Here is a 21994-nt window from a genome sequence, read left to right as displayed (position 1 = left end):
GGGTGTTCTAGGACTGTTCTATGACAGTTGTTGAGAGATTGTATTGAGATATACAATTCTCTAATGAAAATCGGAGAAGGTGAGAAATTGATTAGATAAATCTCAGTTGCAGTCTAAAAGAGGTCAACTGTGAGGCGACTAAAAAAAATACTAATTACTGGGACTTAGTGGTGATTATAAATGTGTGGTTAGTGTTGGCTAATGATCACACTTGGGATGAAGACAATAACTGTTTGATGAATATAAAACTGCACCACTAAGGTCTGGTGGTTGGAGTGACTGAGCCGTTTTTGAAGTAGATTTGTAATATTGCAGTATTACGTATTGTCAATAAGACCCCAGCTTATTGACAATAAAAAATGCTCCTCAAAGTGGCTGTAATCGAGACTAGATATAAGTTACAGAAGATTTTTTTCAAAATCAGTGGACGGCCAAAAGGACAAAAACTGGTCATTTGTGTCCTTTTGTCCGTCCGTTGACAGGTGGGTATTTGTCAACAGAGCATGACAATTGAGTAAGGTTGGCGCTCATTGGCCGTCCAAAAGGACAAAAAACCACTGTTTTCGTCCTTTTGGCCGTCCAAAAATATTAGTGTCGGATGAGACTGAATTAGTACGGTTAAACTACACTAAGTTCACGGCTTTACGAGTGTTTAATGTAGTTGTTGCGTTAGACGAGTTTCTGTTTCAGTTAACGCTAAATATATAGAATGGCTCCTGAACTCACAGTGGAAATTTCAGATTCACTTACTGAAGAAGTTGATCGATTGAGCGGGATTTTTGAAGTACACTTGCAACACAAACGTATTATGTATTCTCAATAATTTTAGAGTTATTGAGAATGAGCCAGTTTGATAAAAATGGCTAAAGGGTAGTTGGTGTATGTATTAGACACCAATTTTTTGGTCAAAGCGATGTTCTAAATAGCAGACATTTTGTAGTGAATAATCAAAGTTTCCTGACAGCTATAACAGTTAAAAGCGTGTATAAGCTGTGCAAAATAGCAGACATTTTGTATATGAATAGGGGTTTTAGGTGCAAAATGTCTGCTAATTGTAACTGTGATTAATCAGACAATTTCACCACTTAAAACAAGTTTCATCTCTATTGACAAGCGTGGAGATTGTAAAAGGAACAATTTCTATTCAGGCATGAAGAAAAAAAATCGGATGTTAAGTGGGCTGGCTTAAGTTAATGAAAGAATTATTGAAGTACAATTGCAACACCTGTGTATTATACATTCTCAATAATTTTGAAGTTATTGAGAATGAATCCAGCGCTCAAAATTTGCTGTAAGTCATAGTCAGTGAGCATTACACCAGAATTTTTCGGTAAAAGTCTTATGCCCAACTGGTAGCAGTAGGGCTACTGTATAGCTACCAGTTGGGGAATCATCAAATTTTCAACAACTCGCTTTTTTACTACTCAACTGGTAGCGGTGTGTCACCAGTTGAGCTACCCAACAGCTACCACTTGGGCAAGGTATTTAGGACTACTATTTCAATACTTATAATCTACATAAACCCTACGCAATAAGTGATGTTTATAGCAAGCTTTGGTGTAACTCACAATTGGAGTGCAGTTTTAATGCTACAAATGTAGTGTAAAGTAATATGGAAAAGATATAGTTTTGCTCAAGAGTTGGTTCTAAGCAATAATTTGGCTTTAGATGACGCGCAAATACTCATTTTTGATCCAAAAGGTGTGAGCGTCCGTTTGAAGCAGGACAGAAATTCTCCGCACAAATACTCCCTATTGCTACCCGCAATACTCATTTTTGTATCAAGTATCTTATTGTGTCTAGGCAGACAACAGTGTACTGAAGATAATTTCCAGATCAGGTTTAATCACAAGAATTGAATGCGATGAATAAAAAAGTTGCAATCGAGTTGACTGACCATTAGGCATAGTCTTCACTGCTCAAGTTAATGCAAAAAGTTGGCGCAAAGCTGAAACTAGCGCTTCAGAATTTGCAGACTGGGCTGGGGCTGTATCGGGCAAGCTTGGTAAGCGTTCAGAAAACGGGTTTGAGATCATTGACGCAGGAATCCAACTTTTTGAAAAGAAAGCGAAAGAGCCTAAACCAGATGTAGCTGCGGCTGAAGCTGGCGTTTCTTCATGACCACATACAACAAAACCCTACTCCTTCACTGGGATTGTGTTTGGTGTGGGGTTGTTGAGGGCTGAACAGACTTAGTTTGAGTTTTGGGTTGAGCTTTCTTGACTGGTTTAGTTTGAGGTTGGGGTTTGGGTTTATTGCCCTTTGACGCGGCTATATTCGCTTTTTTCTCTTTAAATGCGGCAAGCTTATCATCTTTTGATGCCTTTAGAAACTTTGGCGGTTTTTCTTGTGGCAACCCTAGTAAGCTCTCAAATGCGAAAACATTTCTATGTGGCAGGAATTTCGCTTTAATTTCAACAAAACTAGGCTTGCCACGCTCCTCTTTTGGTAGCAAAGGATTAAATCTAAAGGGAGGAACGATTGCATCTTTCCACAATAAAGGTATGTGGCTAGCCTTCATGAACCGCACTTTTCTAGAAGTCTCGGTCTGCTTAATATAATCCAATCTTTCGGCTGTAAAATTCCGAAACACTGATATACAAGGTGTTTGGCAAGCTGGGATGAATTGCCATAACCCTGTAAATCTAAACTCAAAATCTTGATAATCTGCAAACAAACCCGATTTGGAGCCATTATCAAACCCCAAAACCTGAAAGCCAATTACATGAGGTTTATCTCGCGGCGGAAAATGTATCACCCTTGGATAAACCATCAGCCGTACACAATCACTACCACTGTTACGAATCTGTTTTTTTAAAAAATCAAATATCAGTTTTTTTTGAGGGGCATGATATAAAACATAGTCCCGCTCTTGAATCGATATAGTCGGATGAGGTTTGGCTTTGAGATCCACAGTGCCAGCAATTACCCCAATCGCCTGAAATATAGAAGAGTTTTCCGGTTCCGAAGTGCTATCACTCTTATCTGACTCTGGCTGTGTATCTGATATAGATTCAATGAGTCGTCCACTAGGAATGATCGTAATGATTTTTTTCGGCTTGGCTGGCTCGTTGCTGGGGTTAATCATTATTGGGACTCTTCGCACCTACACAAATCATTGTAGAATTTTCTATTGAGGTATGAAGTTTACCGCTTCTACAAAAGTGCGATTCATGAATTCTCTGTAAAGAACATGAATTTTTTTCGGAACTTGCTACCATGTAAGCTGTATATCCCTACATACCGAACCACCTATACAGTAACCGGGGCATTGAATCTATGAAGCCCCATATAAATTTATAGCTAATGCTGCTACTGCTCTCTTGTAAAAACTTGAGAGCAGTTTTGTATTATCAGTCAGCAAAGCGTTCGCGCTTTGTCCGAACGGATACATACCGCGCACCTAGAAGAGTCGTAGTCAACCTAATCAACGATAAAATCAACAGCAAAAAAAAGTTCATTGATGATGAGCCAGGGGTAAGGTATGGAAGCCAAAAGCGAGGTCACAATCTAATGAGCGCAGGTCACATACAACAGGGGCGTATCTGCTCGGCGAAGGAAATTTTAAGGGATATACCAAAGGCACTCATCGCAGTGAGGAACATTTTTTTTGTTTAAGGAACGGGGGATAAAATTCAACGGGCATAAGACATTACACAAATTTTGCTACAATGCCTTTTTCAACACCTACTTCATTAAAATTTTACATAAATAAAAGTGTGTAAAAACAGAAAATCCTGATATTACTAATCAAGGTTATTTCTTTTTTCAGATGAAAATAAAACAATTATATTTTCTTAATGAACAACTCGAATTTCTCTTGTTTTTAAAATACTGTATCGGCATAATTATAGAAAGTTAAAATTTTTGGATATCAGCATTGTCTTCTCAACACCTGATAACCGTTTGGGATTTGGAACCACAATAGGCGCAAAATTTAACTCTCTGGGGGCACATAAAACAAATGGAGACAATTTCAGGTTTATTTACCTTACTATGATCCGAATTATGGTGAGGCGATTGGCAGAAAATTTCCTTCTAATAACTTTTCAAACATCCTCTTAGAGTCAAGTTTTTCTCGACTCATTGTAAAAAATTTATTGAGAGTTAGAGGTTGTTTGAAAAGTGGTTGGCTCTGATTTGAGGCACTTATTGATCCCCCAATTTCTCGGAGAAATTTAGGGAGTTCTAGAACGTTTTGCTACCAACAAGAGGACTTTTAAAAGATTCTCTTAGGTGAATACAGACCACAAATAATTCAGTCAGCAATATCGGCAATTTTTAGAGATATTTGTGAATGTAAGTTGACTGATTACTTTAGATATGTAACAAGGCTTGAATCTAAGGGCAACGTATATATGCAAGAGCTACAGACAAGAGTTGTTTTATGGATTGCTCGAACAATTAATCCTCAGGTTTACGCTAACCGCAAGTTTAGTATTAACTTAGAGGAGCTACGTCAACTACCTAAAAGTACCCTCGGACATGAGGTTGCTCGGTTTCTGGATCAAAACGGCTTCAATCCAATAAATTCCGGAGATTGGATTCAGCGAACTCATGATGTCTGGCATGTTTTAACTGGGCTTCAGCCTTCAAAGCACGACGAATTCATGCTACAGGCATTTACACGTGCTCAAGTGTTTCGTCCCTCAAGTACAATACTGGTGTTAGTTGGACTACTAACTCGCCAGATTAATTTCACAAATATCCTCAAGGCATATAGGAGTGGCAAACTAGTTAAGCATTTGGTTGAATGGGACATTGAATCTGAGTGGCAAACTCCACTTGCTCAAGTCCGGCAAAAATTGGGGATTTTTCCTTTAGGGACTTCCAAGGAATAAATTTATCAACAAAAATCCCCATTTTAACAAAAATTATAATCATTATAAGGGAGTAAGAGGTGGTTGCCTATGTCTTCCACCTCTTACTCCCTCAAGTATTTACAAAAAGCTCTACACTCTGTAATGAATTTTAGGTGCATGATATTGAAGAATTCAGAAGTCAGAATTCAGGAGTCAGAATCAATTAGTGGGGGATTCAAACCCGCCACTAATTGTAGACCGCTAAATTGAAGATTTAGCGGGGGTCTTAAACTCACTTATTCATCCGCCAGTCACACAGAATTCAATTCTGTGTGACTGGCTCCTGACTCCTGAATTCTGTTTTGATAATTAATATTGATGATTTTAAATTTCCTTAGATAGTCCTAAATAAGTTAGGAGCGAGGTAAGTTGTTCTACTCTACAGTCATCATAAATCTACTAAAAAGCGTTTATGTTTCAATTTGTTTCATCTTCGACTGCCCCTAAAGCCTTCAGTGTAGCAATAGTCGCTTCAGTTAAACCGACAACACCAGTTACGTTCATCTGCTCGTAGGGTCTAACAGCTCTGAGAGTTCTTCGACAATTACCAGTCGTAATATCCCAAAACTTAATCGTCTCATCAAAGCTGCTACTAACTAGCGTTTTACTATCTGGACTAAAGACGACTGACGATACTAAATTAGTATGTCCCTGTAAAGTTTTTAGGCATTCACCCGTGCTCACATTCCAAAGCTTCACCGTTTTGTCCTCACTAGCACTAGCAAGCATTTGACCATTTGGGCTAAAGGTAACTGACACTACGGAACTCACATGATCCTGCAAAGTCTTCAGGCACTTATTTGTACCAAAATCCCATAACTTAATAGTGTGGTCACTACTACTGGCGAAGGTTTGACCATCTTGACTAAAAGCAACAGACCACACTGAATTTTCGTGTGCGTGCAAAGTCTTTAGGCATTCACCCGTGCTAACATCCCACAACCTCACCGTTCGGTCGTAACTACCGCTAATTAGAATGCCATTACTTGGATTGAAAGCTATTGCCCGTACACCACCATCATGTCCTTGCAAGCTTTTGAGAAGCTGACCTGTACTAACGTTCCAAAGCCTTACTGTTTGATCTTCACTACTACTGGCAAGGATCTGACTATCTGGACTGAAAGCGACTGACCAGACCCAACTGCCATGCCCTAGCAAAGTCTTCAGACATTGACCAGTATTGGCATTCCACAATATTACAGTGCGATCACAACCACTACTAGCAAGCATTTGACTATCAGGGCTAAAGGCAACAGATAATAAGCGACTGGTATGCCCTGGCAAAGTTTTTAAGCATTGACCAGTACTGGTATTCCATAGCATTACAGTCTGGTCTCCATTGCCACTGGCAAGCGTGTACCCATTGGAACATAAGGCAACGGAAAATACGGAATTTTTATAGCCTTTTAACGTTTTCAGGCATTGACCAGTATTGGCATTCCATAACTTCACTGTTTGGTCATCACTCCCACTAGCAAGCGTTTGACCATCCGGACTATAGGCAACAGACCAGATTAAACCAGTGTGTCCCTGCAAAGTCCTCAAGCACTGACCCGTATGAATATCCCATAACTTCACTGTTTGGTCATAACTACAACTGGCAAGGGTTTGACCATCAGGGCTAAAGGTGGCTGAAACTATTGAATTTGTATGTCCCTGCAAGGTTTCTAGGCATTGACCTGTACTGGTATCCCACAACCTTACTGTTCGATCAAAACTACCACTGGCAATAATATCACCATTAGGGCTAAAAGCAAGTGCTGCCCGTATCCAAGCAGTATGCCCCCGCAAAATTTTCGAGCACTCACCCGTGTGAACATCCCACAATCTCACTGTTTGGTCATAACTGCCACTGGCAAGTAGTTGGCCATTAGGACTAAATGCAACGGACCAAACTGAATCAGTGTGTCCCTGTAAAGTTTTTAGACATTGACCTGTACTAACATCCCACAGCCTTATTGTTTTATCGACACTGCCGCTGGCAAAAATACTACCATTGGGGCTAAAGGTAATTGCTTCTACCTGGTCAGGTTCTTGCAATATTTTAAGGCATTCACCTGTACTGGTATTCCACAGCCTTGTCGTTTGGTCAATACTGCAACTGGCAAGGATGCTACTATCAGGACTAAAAGTGATGGACCAAGCCCAACTAGTATGCCCCTTGCAGACAAATAATTGTCTCCCGGTTGTGACTTGCCACAAGCGAATATTGCTATCAGAATCACTTGTAGCTAAAAATTCTCCGTTTGCACTAAATGCAACTGAAAAAATACTACCTAAAGTTTCAGTAAAGGTAGACTTTGCTAAATCTGAGTAAGCAAAATTGACATGATGCAAATTTACATTCTGTAGGTATGCTTGCCAAATAGTTAAATGCGAGAAATCATAGCCAGTTAAATCAATATTGAGTTGCCGAAATAAATTAATAATATTTCCACCACCATATCCGCAAGAGATATCTTCTTTCAGTTTTGATAAAATTTTATTCAGTTTATATTCAACAATTTTCTTAGAGCTAAAAGTAGCGGTTAGTTCTTTTGCAATCGGCTCTAGAATCACACGCTCCTGTATTTTCCTAACGTAATCTTTCGTTTGAGCTTTGACAAGAGCATATCTTACTAAAAAATCAGTTTTTTCGTTAGCAACCTCTTGCCAAATTTGTTCTATTAGTTGTTTAGTTATATACTCCATTACAACAGGTTGCTGTGTAAACCCTTTTTGATTCTTTTCAAGCAACGAGCTTCGTTCTAAAGCTCCTAAACTGCTAAATAATCTCTGTTTTGATTTGATAGATAAAATGTCCTCTCTTAATTCCTGAAATGTAACTGGCTCTCGATTAATTGCTAGCCAATACATAATTTCTTGTTCTACATCTGATAAACGATTAAATTGTCGTTTTAGCAAATCATCAATATCATCAAAACCGAGCTTTTCTTGCTTCAAAAGAAATATAAATTCAGAAATATCACTATTAAGTAAGTCTTGGATAGCAACAGCCGCGATCTTTAAAGCTAGAGGATTACCTCCGTAGTGGTCTCTGAGAATTTGCCATTCTGATTCGTCAGCCAAAAATGAACCCTTTACTTGAAATATTTCCTGTACTTCTGCTTTCTTCAAACCATTCAGTTTCAATGAATGAATAGGTATTTTTTCTCCTTCTAGTAATAAAATTTCTTTCGGCTTTTCTCGACTGGTTAGTATTACACAACTTTGATGATGTGTTTCTCCCACCCGTTTTAAAAGTTCAGCATAAGCTCCGACTCCCTCTGGATAACACTCAGTACTATTGCCACTCGGCAGAACTGTTTCAAAGTTGTCTAGCACTATTAAACAACGACGTTTGTGTAAACAGTCAATTAGTTTGGATATTTTACTATCTACAGATTTAGGTAAATCAGTTTTATCCTCATCATTTAGAAATTGAATGAGTTCTGACAAAACATCTTCAATAAGGGGCTGATTACGTAAAGAGCGCCAAATAATGTACTCAAACTGGTCTTGAATTTGTTGTGCAAGTTTGAAAGCTAGACTAGTCTTGCCAATTCCTCCCATGCCTAGTAAGGCCACTAGTCGGCAGCGCTCCTTCACAGTCCATTGCTCTAACGTGACTAGCTCTTGCTTACGTCCAGAGAAAACGGATACACCAACTGCCTCTCCCCAGTCTTGGCGTCTATTGGCAATCACCTCTTTGTGTCCCACAAAATTAAGAGCTTTGGAGGACACTTCCTCTACTTCTAGCCCTGAGTCAAGCGGTATAGGTGCTTGAAATTGTGCAACTGTCCCCAAATGCGATCGCGAAGTGTTGGAGGAGAATCGCCATTGCCGCTCTAGTGCTGTCTGAAAATTAGTTTTACTGACTTTTTCTCCTAATGCTTCCGAAAGTAGCTTCCATAACTTGGGGCCAACATCTTGCTGTAGGTAATCACTTGTATAACCATAAGCTTCTGCAATCTCGTGATACTTCCAACCTTGCCAAGAACCCCGGAGTATTGCCACTTCAATATCTTTTAAATGTCTTTCTGTCTTGGCAACAACTGATATATCTACCAGTTTGAGTACTTCTTCAAATTCCATTGTTTAATGCTGCCTCTTATATTAAGACTGCATTAATCTACAAACTGACATTACAGCTTTCCAGATTATCTCACCAAGTATATTTGCAGAAATGAGATACTGCTATCATCGCTTAGTATGTAGCAAAAGTTACTTTTTGGCTTCCTCAAAATTTTCCTAACATTTTCTTAGCTAGCCTGACTTAAACTTACTTTTCCAGCGTAATCGCTCTAACAAAACTCCTTAGCTTATCCCTATCGAATGTTTTTGATTTATAGGGGAACCTACTAATAACAGTTTGAGAGCAGGCTTAATCCTGTAACAAAACTGGGACTCAAAGGCAGACGAACAAATGTGAAGGTATTACCATGACGAACTCAACAAATAGACCGACTGCAGAATTCTCTAGGAGGGAAGGCGCTCCAATTGAGCGCGAGTTGATCGTAATTGCAAGACGTGAAGCTGGATTACGAGCAACAAGGGAGGGGGTTGCATCTGTCGAAGGAGCAGATGTCACTCCCCTAGCGGATTTGCTTACCTCCGAGAATGTTACCCTGCGACCATTGTTCGGTATCAGCGAAGAGCAGATTAAAGCGAGAACTGCTTCTCTAGCCGCTGAAACCGGCACAGACGTTCCAAATCTGTCCGTTTATTACAGGGTGGAAGCTCCCGATGAACGTCTGGAGGAACTAGCAGCACGTTTGCGTGAACAGGAGGTTGTGGAAGCTGCTTATGTAAAGCCACCAGCCGAACTACCTGTGGTGTTGAATGAAACATCTAAGAGGCTCAATGACATGGTGCCTTTAACAGCAGAAGCACCATCAGTGACCCCTGATTTTACTGCCCGCCAGGCGTACCTAGACGCAGCTCCGGGTGGCATCGACGCGCGCTACGCGTGGACGCAACCTGGCGGCGGTGGAGCAGGTGTTCGGATCGTGGATATAGAAGGTGCTTGGCGCTTCACGCACGAGGATCTTACGCAGAACCAGGGCGGTGTCGTCGGCGGTACTCAGTCGACGGATTTGGGGTGGCGAAATCACGGGACGGCAGTTGTAGGGGTATTTGGCAGCGACCGTACTACCTTTGGCTGCACAGGAATCTGCCCGGATGCTAATGTTCGTGCTATCTCCATTTTTGGTGGACTAGGTTCAGCTGGAGCGATCTGCCAAGCAGCCGATATGCTCAATTCAGGTGATATTATCCTCATCGAACTTCACCGATCTGGACCCCGTTCTACCGGAAATTGGCAGCAAGGCTTCATCGCTATCGAGTGGTGGCCAGACGACTTCGACGCAATCCGCTATGCCACCAGCCGAGGTGTAATTGTTGTGGAAGCGGCGGGCAACGGAGCAGAAAACCTAGACGATCCTACATACAATACGCCAGCTCCAGGGTTTCCTTCTGATTGGACTAATCCATTTAACCGCGCCAATCGTGATTCTGGAGCCATTGTCGTAGGAGCTGGTGCGCCGCCTCCAGGTACACACGGACGGAATATTTACGGTCCTGACAGATCGCGTTTGGACTTCTCAAATTATGGAGCGCTAATTGATGCTCAAGGCTGGGGATATGAGGTAACAACCTGTGGTTACGGCGACTTGCAGGGAGGCTCAAACGAAGACTTCTGGTACACCGACGAATTTAGCGGTACCTCCAGTGCATCGCCTATCGTAGTTGGCGCACTGGCTTGCGTTCAAGGTGTCTTGCGTACCCGTGGCGTGAGTCCTCTCTCTCCATCGGCAGCAAGGAATTTGCTCCGAACTACAGGCTCGCCCCAGCAAAATGCGCCTGGACGACCAAGTAGCCAACGAATCGGCAACCGACCAAACCTTCGCGAGATGCTAGTTTTCCAGCTTGGTCTTATCGTCTACGGTTGGAATGGAACCCAGATGACGACAAAGTGGGGCACTGGCAATATTGGACAAGGTGCTGGAGCCCTAAACTGGCTCGTTGCAGACGTGGATGGAGATGGTAAAGCTGAGTTGCTACAACCGTGGGATAACAGTGGTCGGCTTGCTCTTATCGTCTACGGTTGGGATGGAACCCAGATGACGACAAAGTGGAGCACTGGTGATATTGGACAAGGTACTGGAGCCCTAAACTGGCTCGTTGCAGACGTGGATGGAGATGGTAAAGCTGAGTTGCTACAACTGTGGGATAACAGTGGTCGGCTTGCTCTTATCGTCTACGGTTGGGATGGAACCCAGATGACGACAAAGTGGAGCACTGGTGATATTGGACAAGGTACTGGAGCCCTAAACTGGCTCGTTGCAGACGTGGATGGAGATGGTAAAGCTGAGTTGCTACAACTGTGGGATAACAGTGGTCGGCTTGCTCTTATCGTCTACGGTTGGGATGGAACCCAGATGACGACAAAGTGGAGCACTGGTGATATTGGACAAGGTACTGGAGCCCTAAACTGGCTCGTTGCAGACGTGGATGGAGATGGTAAAGCTGAGTTGCTACAACCGTGGGATAACAGTGGTCAGCTTGCTCTTATCGTCTACGGTTGGGATGGAACCCAGATGACGACAAAGTGGAGCACTGGCAATACTGGACAAGGTACTGGAGCCCTAAACTGGCTCGTTGCAGACGTGGATGGAGATGGTAAAGCTGAGTTGCTACAACCGTGGAATAGTCCATAGAAAGAATGGCACTAAGAAAAGCTGAAAGTAATGAAAGATAAGCATTACAGCCTGTAATGCTAGTGAGCAGTGTCGGGATGGGTCAGGCGATCGCAGACAAACAGGCGCTACGGAATGGATGCGGTAATGATGCACAGGTTGTCCAAAAATTTTTTGAGGTAGAAAAAGCGAAGCTCGTCCGTGAAATACTTTCAGTAGACCGAAAAGTTTTGCGTTCGCCAAAAAATAGTAGTGTATGATACCGTTTTTTGGGAAATGTCCAAAAGCTGATTGCCGTTGAGGAATGATAAACTTAGCTTATAAATTAACTCTTTATCTTAACCTTTCACGGATGCCCTAAACCCCAGCTACCAAGCTGGGGTTTACTAACGGTTGCCACTTGGGAGATTTTTGAATTTGCGAAATGCTATATTGTCGCCAAGGGAAATTGTTAGAAATAAAGAAATACAAATTTTCGTTATTTAAAGGGTAAACTAGCAGCATTTACTGGAGTACATGGAGTGATAATCACCCTTGCTAGTTTCAAGGGTGGCGTAGCTAAAACGACTTGCGCCATCCATATTGCTTGCTATCTATCTCAGAAGGGCAGCACCTTGCTAGTTGATGGCGACCCAAACCATAGTGCTACAGGATGGGCAAAGCGAGGAGCATTACCCTTTAAAGTTGTAGATTTACTACAAGCTCCAATGCACAGCCGTAATTTTGACCATGTAGTTATAGACACAGCAGCTAGACCAAGCCACGAAGATTTAGAAGCACTCGCTGATGGGTGTAATTTATTAATTTTGCCTACTACCCCTGATGCTTTAGCGATGGATGCACTGTTGCAGACTGTAGGCGCACTTAAATCATTAGGCAGTGATCGCTATCGTGTGTTGCTTACAATCATTCCCCCAGCCCCCCGCTTAACAGGACAGCAAGCACGGGAAGCATTGGAGGCGGAGGGAATACCACTATTTCAACATGGGATTAGACGATTTGCTGTTTATGAAAAAGCGGCACTGGAGGGGCTGCCAGTTTACCAAGTAAAAGACCGCAGCAGTAAAATAGCATGGCGCGAGTATCAAGAGGTGGGTAAGGAGATATTGTCATGAGCAACCCTAAACCTAGCCCTTTTAAAAAGTTATTTGAAACCAAAGAGGAACCAGAACAAGAACCAGAACTTCCTACTGAGGCAACTACAGAGAGTAACGTGACACAGATTCCAACACCACTTGCGCCAGCGCCAATTCAAGAAGAACCTCGTAAACGTGGCAGACCTGCAACAGGTAAGCGGTCAGATGATGCTTGGATTGGGCGCACCTATTATGTGAAACGCTCAACAGATTTAGATGTAGAGGAAGAGTTACTTAAACTAAAAAGACGTGGCGTAGAGATTGACAAAAGCGAATTGGTAGATTTTCTCATGGCTGTCTGGGTGAAATGGCAGCAAGGTGAAAATATAGATTTACTAATTGACGAATTTACGCCAAGGCGAAATTCTAAATTAGACTGACTCCTTACTGAATGGCTGGAACGCATTGTACTAACGTTAAAGAAACTATCAATTACTTAAATGACTTTGTGTTGTTTCCGCGAATCATTGCTGACGATATTGCTTCCAAGTTGCATTCAGTTCGTCTGCCATCCTGTTTCATAGCCACGTTGGGATGAGTGGGGCAGAAGCACGAGCGATTTGATATTCGCTCATCAACTTGATGGCTTCTGATTCCTGGACACTTTGGCTTGCTAGAAGGTTTTTTTGAATTAGTGACAGTACGAGCCTTGGACTTTTGGCTTTCTGCTTTTGTGTTAGATTTACTGACCATTTTTTTGTAAATGGTGATCCTCTGGATTTTGAAGCCGAAGACTAAGATAATGAAGAAAACTGAAGGAGTGGGCTATGAGTGTAATATCACCCCTTCAATAAACTAAACCTAAGACCTATACCGAGTCAATACTTGTCGGTTAAGGGGAAAAGGGGAAGGGGAAAGGGGAAATAAAAAACCTTTAACCTTTACCCTTTAACCTTTTCCCCAAACCCAATGCCGAGTTAAAAATGCTTAACCGAGCAGTATTGTATACCGAGTTGCGTTCAATCTCTACAATTGAACGCAATTTGGTATTAGTCTTCTTTACGAACACCTTTAAAAGGTTCTTTGTTTTGCTTCACGTCCATAAACCGTCCGGTTTCAGCATCACGCTTCACCCATTGTTCGGTCACAGGGTTGTAAGTTTGGCTGCGTTTGTCCACAGCACCACGGCGATAACCGTTACCTGTATTCTTTGCCATATCTTTATCACCTCCTTCAGACTGATGTAAAACTGCTTTGACATTTTCTATTATAATTAGAGAAAATAGTATCAAAAACTTTGACACCTATAGCGATCGCTCTCAAGAATCAGCTATGAAAGAGATCATTGCTGCGAACCTGATCCGCTACCGTAAAAGTCTAGGCTTGTCTCAAGAGCAACTTGCAGAACAAGCCGGGGTAACTCGCCAGAGCATCAATAACTACGAGAACGCCAAAACTTTACCAGACAGCAAAATCCTCTCTGCTCTGGCAAGTGCTTTGGGCATTACACTCGATGACTTGCTACGCTCACAAGGTGAAGGACTACCCAACTTCCGGTTCCGCGCTCATGTTTCCTTTGACAAAAATGCCCAGTTTGCGGCCCAAGTGCTACGAATGCTGCAAACTTATAATGCCCTAGAACAAGCCGTTGGCTTACCAAGCTACACCCCAGAAAGTACACCTTGCCATCAAGTAGAAGGCAACGAAAAGCACATTCAGACAATAGCTGCTTTGTTTCGCCATCGCCTGGGCTTGGGAGATGCTCCCATTGCCAACCTGTTTCAGTCTGTAGAAGAAATCGGTTTAAAAGCTTTACGCTCCTCCGTTCCCATTAAAGGTTTCTTTGGTCTGAGTGCTTGTAGTGATATTGAAGGTGCTTTTGTTTTGGTAAATACCCATAACATCACCATTGAACGTCAATTGTTTACCCTTGCACATGAGATTGGACACCTAATCTTTCACCGTGTAGAGTACCAAGACACCCTGATTGAAGAAGGAACCAAAGAAGAAGAAAAAGCACGAGAAAAGGTGGCTGATTACTTTGCTAGTCATCTACTTGTGCCTCAAGCTGAATTTGAGCGGATGTACGCACTTACCCAAGATATTGTCAAACTGAAACGGCATTTTCGGGTGAGTTACCTAGTCATCTTAAATCGTTTAGCAGAAATGGGAATCATTGATTTTGCTAAAGAGAAAGCCAAAATATGTGCAATTTATAAAAAGCAACATGATGGTGCATCTTTGCAAAACTCAATGGAATTACCACCAGCACTGCCTGCGAATGATTATCCAGAAAATGAACGTTATGAATTTCTAATTTGGCAGTCCTTAAAATTGGGCAAGATTTCAGAGATGAAAGCAGCAGAACTTCTCAACTTAACTGTTGAAAAACTGCGGGTGCGTCGTCAAGAAAATGAGGTTTATGCAGTCGCTTAACGGAACAATTCTTGACGCAACAGCACTCATTGATTTTCGTTGGCTGAACGAGTGGGGGTGGCTACAACAGCACTACAGCCCGTTGTACATTGCCCAGGAACTTCTAGACTCAGATCAACTGGAACCTCCAACTCGCCAAGCTGCTAACCAATACTTAACACCTGTGGCTCTTTCCACAGAAGAGATGTTTGCCAGTTTTCTAGAATTTAGCGTTAGAGCGCCCCTTTTAAGTGTCGCGGATCGATCTACGATTGCCATTGCCCGTCATCAATTGCTGATTTGTGCTAGTGATGACGGGCTAGTTGTTGAAACCTGCAAGGCATACGGTGTTACCTACACTAGAACACTGCGATTATTAGCTGAGATGGTAGAGACAGGACACAAAACAGTGATAGAGGTGACGGCAATGGCTGATTCATTAATCAAGGAGCGGGGTAAACACATCTCTCCCAGAGTTTTGGCAGATTGGACAACAAGTTTACAGAAGTATGGCACGAGCTAAAAATCAAATGTGGTTAGACTAAGTGCCATACAAGATTTGGTTGTAAAAGAGGTTTGTTAGTAACGGAACAGAAATACACTTTAAACCCATCTTTGCCTAAAACGAAACTGAATTATTATCTTTTAAAGAGCATAAAACCACCATTATTTCGTTGAATAACTACTGGGCTTTACCTAAAAAACTTCAATTTTAGTAAAATTGAACCACCCAAAAATTATTTCTGAAATTTTTATATAGTCTAGCAACCACTTCAATCCAACCCATCCATCAATAGCTCAGACATCTCCAGTTGATCGCGATTGCGGTTGTCATCATAAATTTGGAGCGTATTTAGTTTGGCGTGTCTGCTGAGTTTCTGGGCTTTCCGCACATTGCCATCAGTCTTTTCAAGTACAGCAGTGATAGCACTGTGGCGGCAACGGTGCGGACTCATGTGCTTCTCAACACCAGCCCGTTTAAACAAACGCTTGACTATTTTATAGATCCCATCCCCGGTTAACCTGTGTCCAGAATTTTGGAAGTCCACCGAGGTAAACAACGGACGGGACAAAGACATTTCACCACCACGGGCAATCAGCCAGTCAGTAATCGCAATGACCGTGACTTTTGGCAGATTGACTGTCACTCGTACTTGCTTGCCCTTACCCAAAATTGATAGCGTCCCCTTAGATCCTTCAAAATGTCTCATGTCCAAGGTGCTAATCTCATTTCTCCTCAAAGCATTGCCCCACAGTAGCAGCAATAAAGCATAGTCCCGTTTCCCCGCTAAAGTCGAGCGATCGCACTCCTTAATGACTGTCAAAAATTCCTCACCTGTACAACCGCTAGTGTCGCGGTAGGACTGCACTGGAATACTATCCACATCTACAGCATAGTTGCACACACCCAGCTTTCGGCCAAAAGCAACCAGAGATTTAATTGCAGCCAGTCGGCGGTTTATCGTGTTAGGTGCTAGTCCAGCTTCCGCCAGTATGGCTCTGTATTTAGTAACTACCAGGGTCGCCTTGTGTCCCTCCAGATGCAAAAACTCCAAGATAGAATCCCGGTTAGGGCGCTGGCCCGTCATGCGAGTGAAAAAATCGTTGATATCTTTGCGGTAAGCCCGACGGGTTCCCTCACTATTTTTGGATTTCAGCAGTTCCTCCAACACATCGGGGTCAGAGTCAATGGAGCCAGCAAAGTATGCCTCAATTTTGGCACTGAGGGCATTTTCTAATTTTTGGACTACAACTAACTCGACGGATTCTGTATCTTTGCTCATGACCCCACCCTAGATGCGGTATTGAGAATGGCTGTTTCCAATACCACAACCCATTATCCAGCTGTTCGCCCCTCTGTGCGTCTTGTTTGGGCGGAAATTGGTGATATCAGTCTCGCTGTCGCTTAAACTTCATTTACCATCCCTGAAGCGATCGCTAATTTTTGGGTGCTTTCTTCCTCACTCTGATGTCGTGATGTTAATGCTTGATTGATTACGCGGTCAGATAAATACATTCCACACAGGCGCAATTGTTCTAGAACTGGACGTGCCGCCGGAATTACCCCTCGTTGTTTGGCAGTAATCATAATACCTAATGTCCCCCTTACAGGAATGCTCAAGGTGGCAGCACAACGACGGGCTACTAAATCATCCAAAATTACTTCCGTGCCAGGATTTGCATACCCCCACGTCAATTAGAAAGTATTTTTTAAACTTATACGGAAGTTTGATGGTTAGAATTAATTCTTTGAAACCATGAGGAGTATGCCAAAGTGCAATTTAATCCGCATTCCTAAAGGTCAATTGGTACTGCAAAAACAAGCGAGTTCTGAAAATTTCGAGTTAAAGAGCTATTTTATTTTTGTAACCCATACGGAACAAAGCTTTCAGGCGTTGCGTGGCGGCTCATAACAGGCTCGCTACTTTTACCCCAATTTGGGGCGATTTCGATAGTCGTAGCATCTAGCCAGACGGCCAGACTGTTTTCTACCAATTCATTAAACAGTCGCTTCAATTCCTCCGAACTAAACCGTTGACCTTTTACCTTAAAGTTTGGCTGTATCTCAATAATGACTGCCGATGTTCTGACGGTGCGCTGGAGGTATTACAGCAATGATTGGGCTAGTAATGTTAGGGATATAGAGATTTTGTACAAAAATAAACCCCACGAAGAAAGTGGGGTTAGATTTTTGGTTAGCTGAGGAGGTATTAACTAGAACTAATGTACTATAATGCGGTGAAGTAATCAAGAGATACTAAAAGAAATTCGGTGTATCCGTCCCATAAAAAGATTTTGCTCTTAGTTTTGGGCAAGTGGCATCAGATTAAACCCCACCCATCCCCGACTTAATCCTTTCGCTCTCCTCACCGATAAATCATTCATTCATAATCAAGTTATAGTCGATATAACCAAGTATCGCCCCTCTTTTTATCGCCTCATAACGGTTCTTGACGTGCCACTTACTGTACAAATCGCTGGCATAATGTTTGACTGTACTAACAGAGAGAAACATTTCTTTAGCAATCTGTTCAAAAACTAAACCCTGAGCCAGTAAACGCAGGACTTGTATTTGTCGTTCGGTGGGAGAGTCAAGCAAGTTTTTGTCAAGCATTCTAGGGTCGATATATCTGTTTTGATAAAGGCTTTCTAACAGTTTTTTAGCCAGCTTCGGGTCAAGTAGACATTCATTAAAGTAAGCTCTCTTGATGGCTAGTTCAATCAATTCTATATCAGCACTTTTGAGCATATAAGAATCAGCCCCATGACGGAAAGCCGAGTTAATAAAGTCTTCATGAGTCTGATTAGTAAAAATCACCACTTTACTATTAGTATTCGTTTTAATTGAACGAGTAAGTTCTAAACCACTCATGTCGGGTAAGAATAAATCAACTAACACAACATCAGGATTCATCTGTTCAATTAATTTAAACCCTAGCTTTCCACTGGAGGCATCACCAGCTACTTCTATATCTGGAGATTGTGAAATAGCACCTTTGATGCCTAAGAGAGTGAATGCTTCTGGTTCAACAATTACTATTCTCAGCATAATGTTGATAATCCTCTAATAATAAATGGCTGTTTATGAGGTTATTTCTTATTGGTGTCTAGCGGACACGTACTAGACACTTGGTGTCTGGGTGGTGTCTGGGGTCGTGTCTGGCGGTGTCTATGCTGTATAAGGATTTGGGGCTTTTGTGTCTGTGGTGTCCGGTGTCCGGTGTCCGCGAAAAAGGGGGGTTTTTGGGAGCAGACACCAGACACCAAAGCGGCTAAATTTGATTGAGCTTGATAACACCCTCGGCTATCCAGTCAGCCTTTCCTGCCCCCACAATTTCGTACATCCAGCCCTTGATTTGCTCAACACTAAATCTCTCACCGTTCACTTTAAAGTTGCCTTTGAACTCTCTTACATCAGCTTCAATTCGTTCAGTTCTGGTGAGATATTCATACAGTTTTTGCGCCATAGGTGAGAGTTTATTAGGTGCATCTTGGGTATCACCTGCCTTGCTATCAAGATTGAATTCCAGTTCATAAATCCGCTCTAAAGTAGCTTTATCAATGGTTGGCGGTTCATTAACTGTTCTAGATTCATCAAGCCGAAAATCAATCCGCTTCTGGTCTAACTTAGGCAGTTCAATATCAATCCATTGCCCATGCCCAGGTAATTTAATCTTGCCCTGACCGCTAGCTTTAGCTTCTGTGGTGATTGGGTCAATAGTTGCGATTAGTTCTACTTCTAACAGTGCCGCATCTCGAAGTTTTGATAGTCCTTTGGCTTTGGCTAAAATCTCCATTGTGCGGTCGTGAGCAACGAACAAAGGAATCATTAATTGTTTGCGGGATTCGGTCATGGCACAGCGAAACCATTTACCAATAAAATCAGGGTCAGGCTTCCATTTTTCATCCTCACAATCGTCTGGCATTGGCTCAGTTATATTATCTGTCCAAGTTGTAAACTCCTCAGCGACTACACAGAAATGTTGGTTTGTGTCTCTTAAGTGTTGCGTCCATTGCTCCTCAACCATTCCACTTTCACGATAGGCTTTGTAACGGCGACGCATTTCACCCATGTACCATTGCATAAAGTCGGCTATTTCCCTGTAACCAGTAATCAAATTTACCCCCCGCCATTCGACTTCAGTACCATGTGGGTCAAGTACAAAAATTTGATTCCAGCCTGCCTTGCGCTTATGCCAAATAATCTCTCTGGTAGTCCAGGACTTACCTGCACCCATGCCACCAAATATTAAAGTGGGGTAGCCGATGGTGTTGTTAATCCAGCGATATTTCTCAGTGGGAGCGATCGCTTGGCTGTCTGCCCCTGTAACCTTATCGTTGGGGTCAATTGTCCCCTGTAAAGTCTGGCTACCTTGCAGGTAAGGCGTTTTCATCTCGCGCAGTTGCTTGATGTACTCCGCCTTCTGTTCTTCTGTCATCCCCGCCGTTTGCGCCTCGAAGATAGCCTCGGATGCCTCCATCTGGGTAACTTCTATTTCCGTGTGGGCGTAAATCTCTGCTTTTTGTATATCAACAGTGCGATCATTGGCCACTAGATCCAGGTCAGCTTGCAGTTGGACTTCTGCGATCGCAACGTCTCGATAGCTCTCTAACAACTCGGAACGTGCCGCCATCTCTGCCTTTGCTGCGTCCCGTTTTTGGGCGATGTCTTCAAAAACTGCCCTCTGCTTCTCCTCAAACTGGCAGTGGCGCAGCATCCACCCAGCAAGCGCAAACCCCAGGAATCCCCCAAACGCCCACAACGGTTTGTAAGGGTTAGTCGCTTTCACCAGCCCATTAACGCCCATAGCTGGGTCACGCACTACTTGAGAGGGCATTCCTTCTAACTGCCATTGCTCCCAATAAAAGGGGGTCATGCGAAATGGTCGATTATCTTTGTCCTGACACACCAATGTTTTTTTTGGGGTTTTGACACAGAAATAAATTCTGTCGCTGCTGGTTCCCTGCCACGCCATCGCAGCCGAGCTAATACCCACAGTTAAACTCAGCCCAATTGCGACAGCTTTCTTGTCCATCGGTAGGCGACCAAACCACAACATTAAACCCGATTGTTGCGACTCGGATAACTGTTTATGTTTGTCGGTTAAATAATTCATTTACTCTTACCACCACGAAATAGAAAAATCATTAATATTGCTAGAAATATGCCCACCACTGCACCATCCATCCAACTTGAAGATTCAGCAGTTTTTGGCTTATAGACTGACTCGATAGAAGTCTTAACTGTACTAGTAGAAGTTCTCGCTTCATTCCATTCACTAATTGGTTCATTGAGCGCACATAACAACGCTAACGATGCACTGCAACCAGTCATTAAATTAGTGACAAAATTATTGAACCCTTCACCTGTTGCAGTAGCAGTAAAATACAAGTGTGCAGTACCAACAGCCAGGAACATTCCAACTGGGTGAACTTGCAAGAGATGAAAGGTAAAAATAACTGCCGAATTTAGACAACTACCAGCGACAATCTCACAAGCATTACCAGCCCGTCTAAATGTTCTACCTCTGTTATTTTCTGGTAGTGGTGGTGGTGGTTGTTCTGGTTGTTGATGCTGCTTAGTTGATTGTGGTGTTTGTGCCAGCCCTTCATGCAAAAAAGGGCTGACGCTATGAGGATCTTCATTTCGTTTCCTTACTAGCATCAGCCTTACCTAATTAATTGATTATCTCTCGCCCAACTTCTGCCACAAGTTACCCAACATTGCACCCCAACCGCGAACTGTTCCTGTTGCAGAAACACTAGACGCAGGTGCAGAAGTTTGGCTAGTAACTGGTATCACTTCTTGGGGGGACTGATTCGGCTCCAGCGCCCGTGAGCCAAACCTCGCACGAGCTAAAAGTTTTTGGCGTTTCTCTCTTAAGCCCGTAGTAATTGCTTGCCTTTCGGCTTGCACAGTTTGCTTATTTTCGATGCTGCTGATTTTATTTTCATGTCTCCACAATTCGGCTTGTAAATCGTGGTGTAGTTGGGCTGCAACTTCGGTTAGCGCGTGTTTACGTTTCTGATCAATTCGCAGTAGATCCGCTCTATCTTGGGCATCTATTTTACTCATCTCCGAATCAAATTCCGAATTGAGTTTGCGAATTTTGGCGATAGCACCCGCAACATGAGAGCCGTATTGTTTACGAAGTTCTGTCCAAGTTAACTGACCTTTTGTTAACTTCTCCATCGCCTCAAAGACGACCTTGGCATTGTCCAAAAATGGTTCTAGTCTGTCAGATAATTCTTGGGCATTATTCGCATAATCAGCAAATTGTTCAAGCTTGTTTATATCAGAGAGATAGCCCAGAATATCAGACTCAAATCCTCCCCAAGATTGCGCTTTCTGGTTGAGTCGATGGGGAGTATTATCTCCCGCACCTCTCAGTTAGAACCGGACGTGCCACTTTCACGGCATCCGGCTCCCGATATTCTTAGCTTTCGCTTTTGCCCATGTGTA

The 21994-nt window shown here is 42.7% G+C and carries 17 protein-coding genes; 8 read left to right on the top strand and 9 right to left on the bottom strand.

Annotated features, from left to right (window positions below; genetic code table 11):
* Positions 1-2146 precede the first annotated feature (2146 nt).
* Entirely contained in the window at positions 2147-3088 is a 942-nt protein-coding gene (locus tag H6G97_RS29945; protein WP_190944158.1) for a hypothetical protein, read from the bottom strand.
* A gap of 1270 nt (positions 3089-4358) precedes the next feature.
* Here H6G97_RS29945 and H6G97_RS29940 point away from each other — a divergent pair.
* The gene (locus H6G97_RS29940; RefSeq protein ID WP_190944157.1) at positions 4359-4841 is read left to right on the top strand and encodes a Coq4 family protein; all 483 of its coding nucleotides are present in this window, start codon (positions 4359-4361) and stop codon (positions 4839-4841) included.
* A 438-nt stretch (positions 4842-5279) separates the two neighbouring features.
* Here H6G97_RS29940 and H6G97_RS29935 read toward each other — a convergent pair whose 3' ends face one another.
* Positions 5280-8936 (bottom strand): WD40 domain-containing protein, encoded by a 3657-nt coding sequence (locus tag H6G97_RS29935; protein WP_190944156.1) that lies wholly within the window; start codon positions 8934-8936, stop codon positions 5280-5282.
* Positions 8937-9283: 347 nt separating this feature from the next.
* On the opposite strand from H6G97_RS29935, the gene H6G97_RS29930 reads away from it, so the two are divergent.
* The 4 genes from H6G97_RS29930 to H6G97_RS29915 all read left to right on the top strand — a co-directional run bounded on the left by H6G97_RS29930 (position 9284) and on the right by H6G97_RS29915 (position 13055).
* Entirely contained in the window at positions 9284-11560 is a 2277-nt protein-coding gene (locus tag H6G97_RS29930) for a S8 family serine peptidase (RefSeq protein ID WP_190944155.1), read from the top strand.
* A gap of 56 nt (positions 11561-11616) precedes the next feature.
* Positions 11617-11799 (top strand): hypothetical protein, encoded by a 183-nt coding sequence (locus tag H6G97_RS29925; protein ID WP_190944154.1) that lies wholly within the window; start codon positions 11617-11619, stop codon positions 11797-11799.
* Positions 11800-12060: 261 nt separating this feature from the next.
* The gene (locus H6G97_RS29920; RefSeq protein ID WP_190944153.1) at positions 12061-12654 is read left to right on the top strand and encodes a nucleotide-binding protein; all 594 of its coding nucleotides are present in this window, start codon (positions 12061-12063) and stop codon (positions 12652-12654) included.
* A complete protein-coding gene (locus tag H6G97_RS29915) occupies positions 12651-13055 on the top strand; it encodes a hypothetical protein (RefSeq protein WP_190944152.1) in 405 nt (134 codons plus the stop codon). The genes H6G97_RS29920 and H6G97_RS29915 overlap by 4 nt, the downstream gene beginning before the upstream one ends.
* Positions 13056-13664: 609 nt before the next feature.
* Here H6G97_RS29915 and H6G97_RS29910 read toward each other — a convergent pair.
* On the bottom strand, positions 13665-13832 hold the full coding sequence (locus H6G97_RS29910; RefSeq protein ID WP_190944151.1) for a hypothetical protein: 168 nt from the start codon (positions 13830-13832) through the stop codon (positions 13665-13667).
* A gap of 37 nt (positions 13833-13869) precedes the next feature.
* On the opposite strand from H6G97_RS29910, the gene H6G97_RS29905 reads away from it, so the two are divergent.
* Both H6G97_RS29905 and H6G97_RS29900 read left to right on the top strand, forming a co-directional pair.
* On the top strand, positions 13870-15051 hold the full coding sequence (locus tag H6G97_RS29905) for an XRE family transcriptional regulator (RefSeq protein WP_242055411.1): 1182 nt from the start codon (positions 13870-13872) through the stop codon (positions 15049-15051).
* Positions 15038-15553, top strand: coding sequence for a PIN domain-containing protein (locus H6G97_RS29900; RefSeq protein WP_190944150.1), 516 nt, complete (start codon positions 15038-15040; stop codon positions 15551-15553). The genes H6G97_RS29905 and H6G97_RS29900 overlap by 14 nt, the downstream gene beginning before the upstream one ends.
* Before the next feature lie 250 nt (positions 15554-15803).
* Here the strand turns inward: H6G97_RS29900 and H6G97_RS29895 are convergent, their stop codons facing one another.
* The 6 genes from H6G97_RS29895 to H6G97_RS29870 form a co-directional block, all read right to left on the bottom strand.
* Positions 15804-16814 (bottom strand): tyrosine-type recombinase/integrase, encoded by a 1011-nt coding sequence (locus H6G97_RS29895; protein WP_190944149.1) that lies wholly within the window; start codon positions 16812-16814, stop codon positions 15804-15806.
* 122 nt (positions 16815-16936) lie between these two features.
* Positions 16937-17227, bottom strand: a complete 291-nt coding sequence (locus tag H6G97_RS29890; RefSeq protein WP_242055410.1) for a DUF3368 domain-containing protein — start codon at positions 17225-17227, stop codon at positions 16937-16939.
* Positions 17228-17908: 681 nt separating this feature from the next.
* Positions 17909-18580 carry a response regulator gene (locus H6G97_RS29885; RefSeq protein WP_190944148.1) on the bottom strand — a complete coding sequence of 224 codons (672 nt, stop codon included), beginning with the start codon at positions 18578-18580 and terminating at the stop codon, positions 17909-17911.
* Between the two features lie 223 nt (positions 18581-18803).
* Complete coding sequence (locus tag H6G97_RS29880) at positions 18804-20648, bottom strand: COX20 family protein (protein WP_190944147.1); 1845 nt, start codon at positions 20646-20648, stop codon at positions 18804-18806.
* Positions 20645-21196: a hypothetical protein gene (locus H6G97_RS29875; protein WP_190944146.1), complete on the bottom strand. Its 552-nt coding sequence runs from the start codon at positions 21194-21196 to the stop codon at positions 20645-20647. The genes H6G97_RS29880 and H6G97_RS29875 overlap by 4 nt, the downstream gene beginning before the upstream one ends.
* A gap of 21 nt (positions 21197-21217) precedes the next feature.
* Positions 21218-21754, bottom strand: coding sequence for a hypothetical protein (locus tag H6G97_RS29870; protein WP_242055405.1), 537 nt, complete (start codon positions 21752-21754; stop codon positions 21218-21220).
* Between the two features lie 54 nt (positions 21755-21808).
* On the opposite strand from H6G97_RS29870, the gene H6G97_RS53025 reads away from it, so the two are divergent.
* Positions 21809-21994 (top strand): hypothetical protein (locus H6G97_RS53025; RefSeq protein WP_242055404.1); only part of this gene is annotated, 186 nt, incomplete at its 3' end.

This window comes from Nostoc flagelliforme FACHB-838 (genome assembly GCF_014698065.1).
Taxonomy (GTDB): Bacteria; Cyanobacteriota; Cyanobacteriia; order Cyanobacteriales; family Nostocaceae; genus Nostoc; species Nostoc flagelliforme_B.
This window is presented reverse-complemented; position numbering and strand designations above follow the sequence as displayed.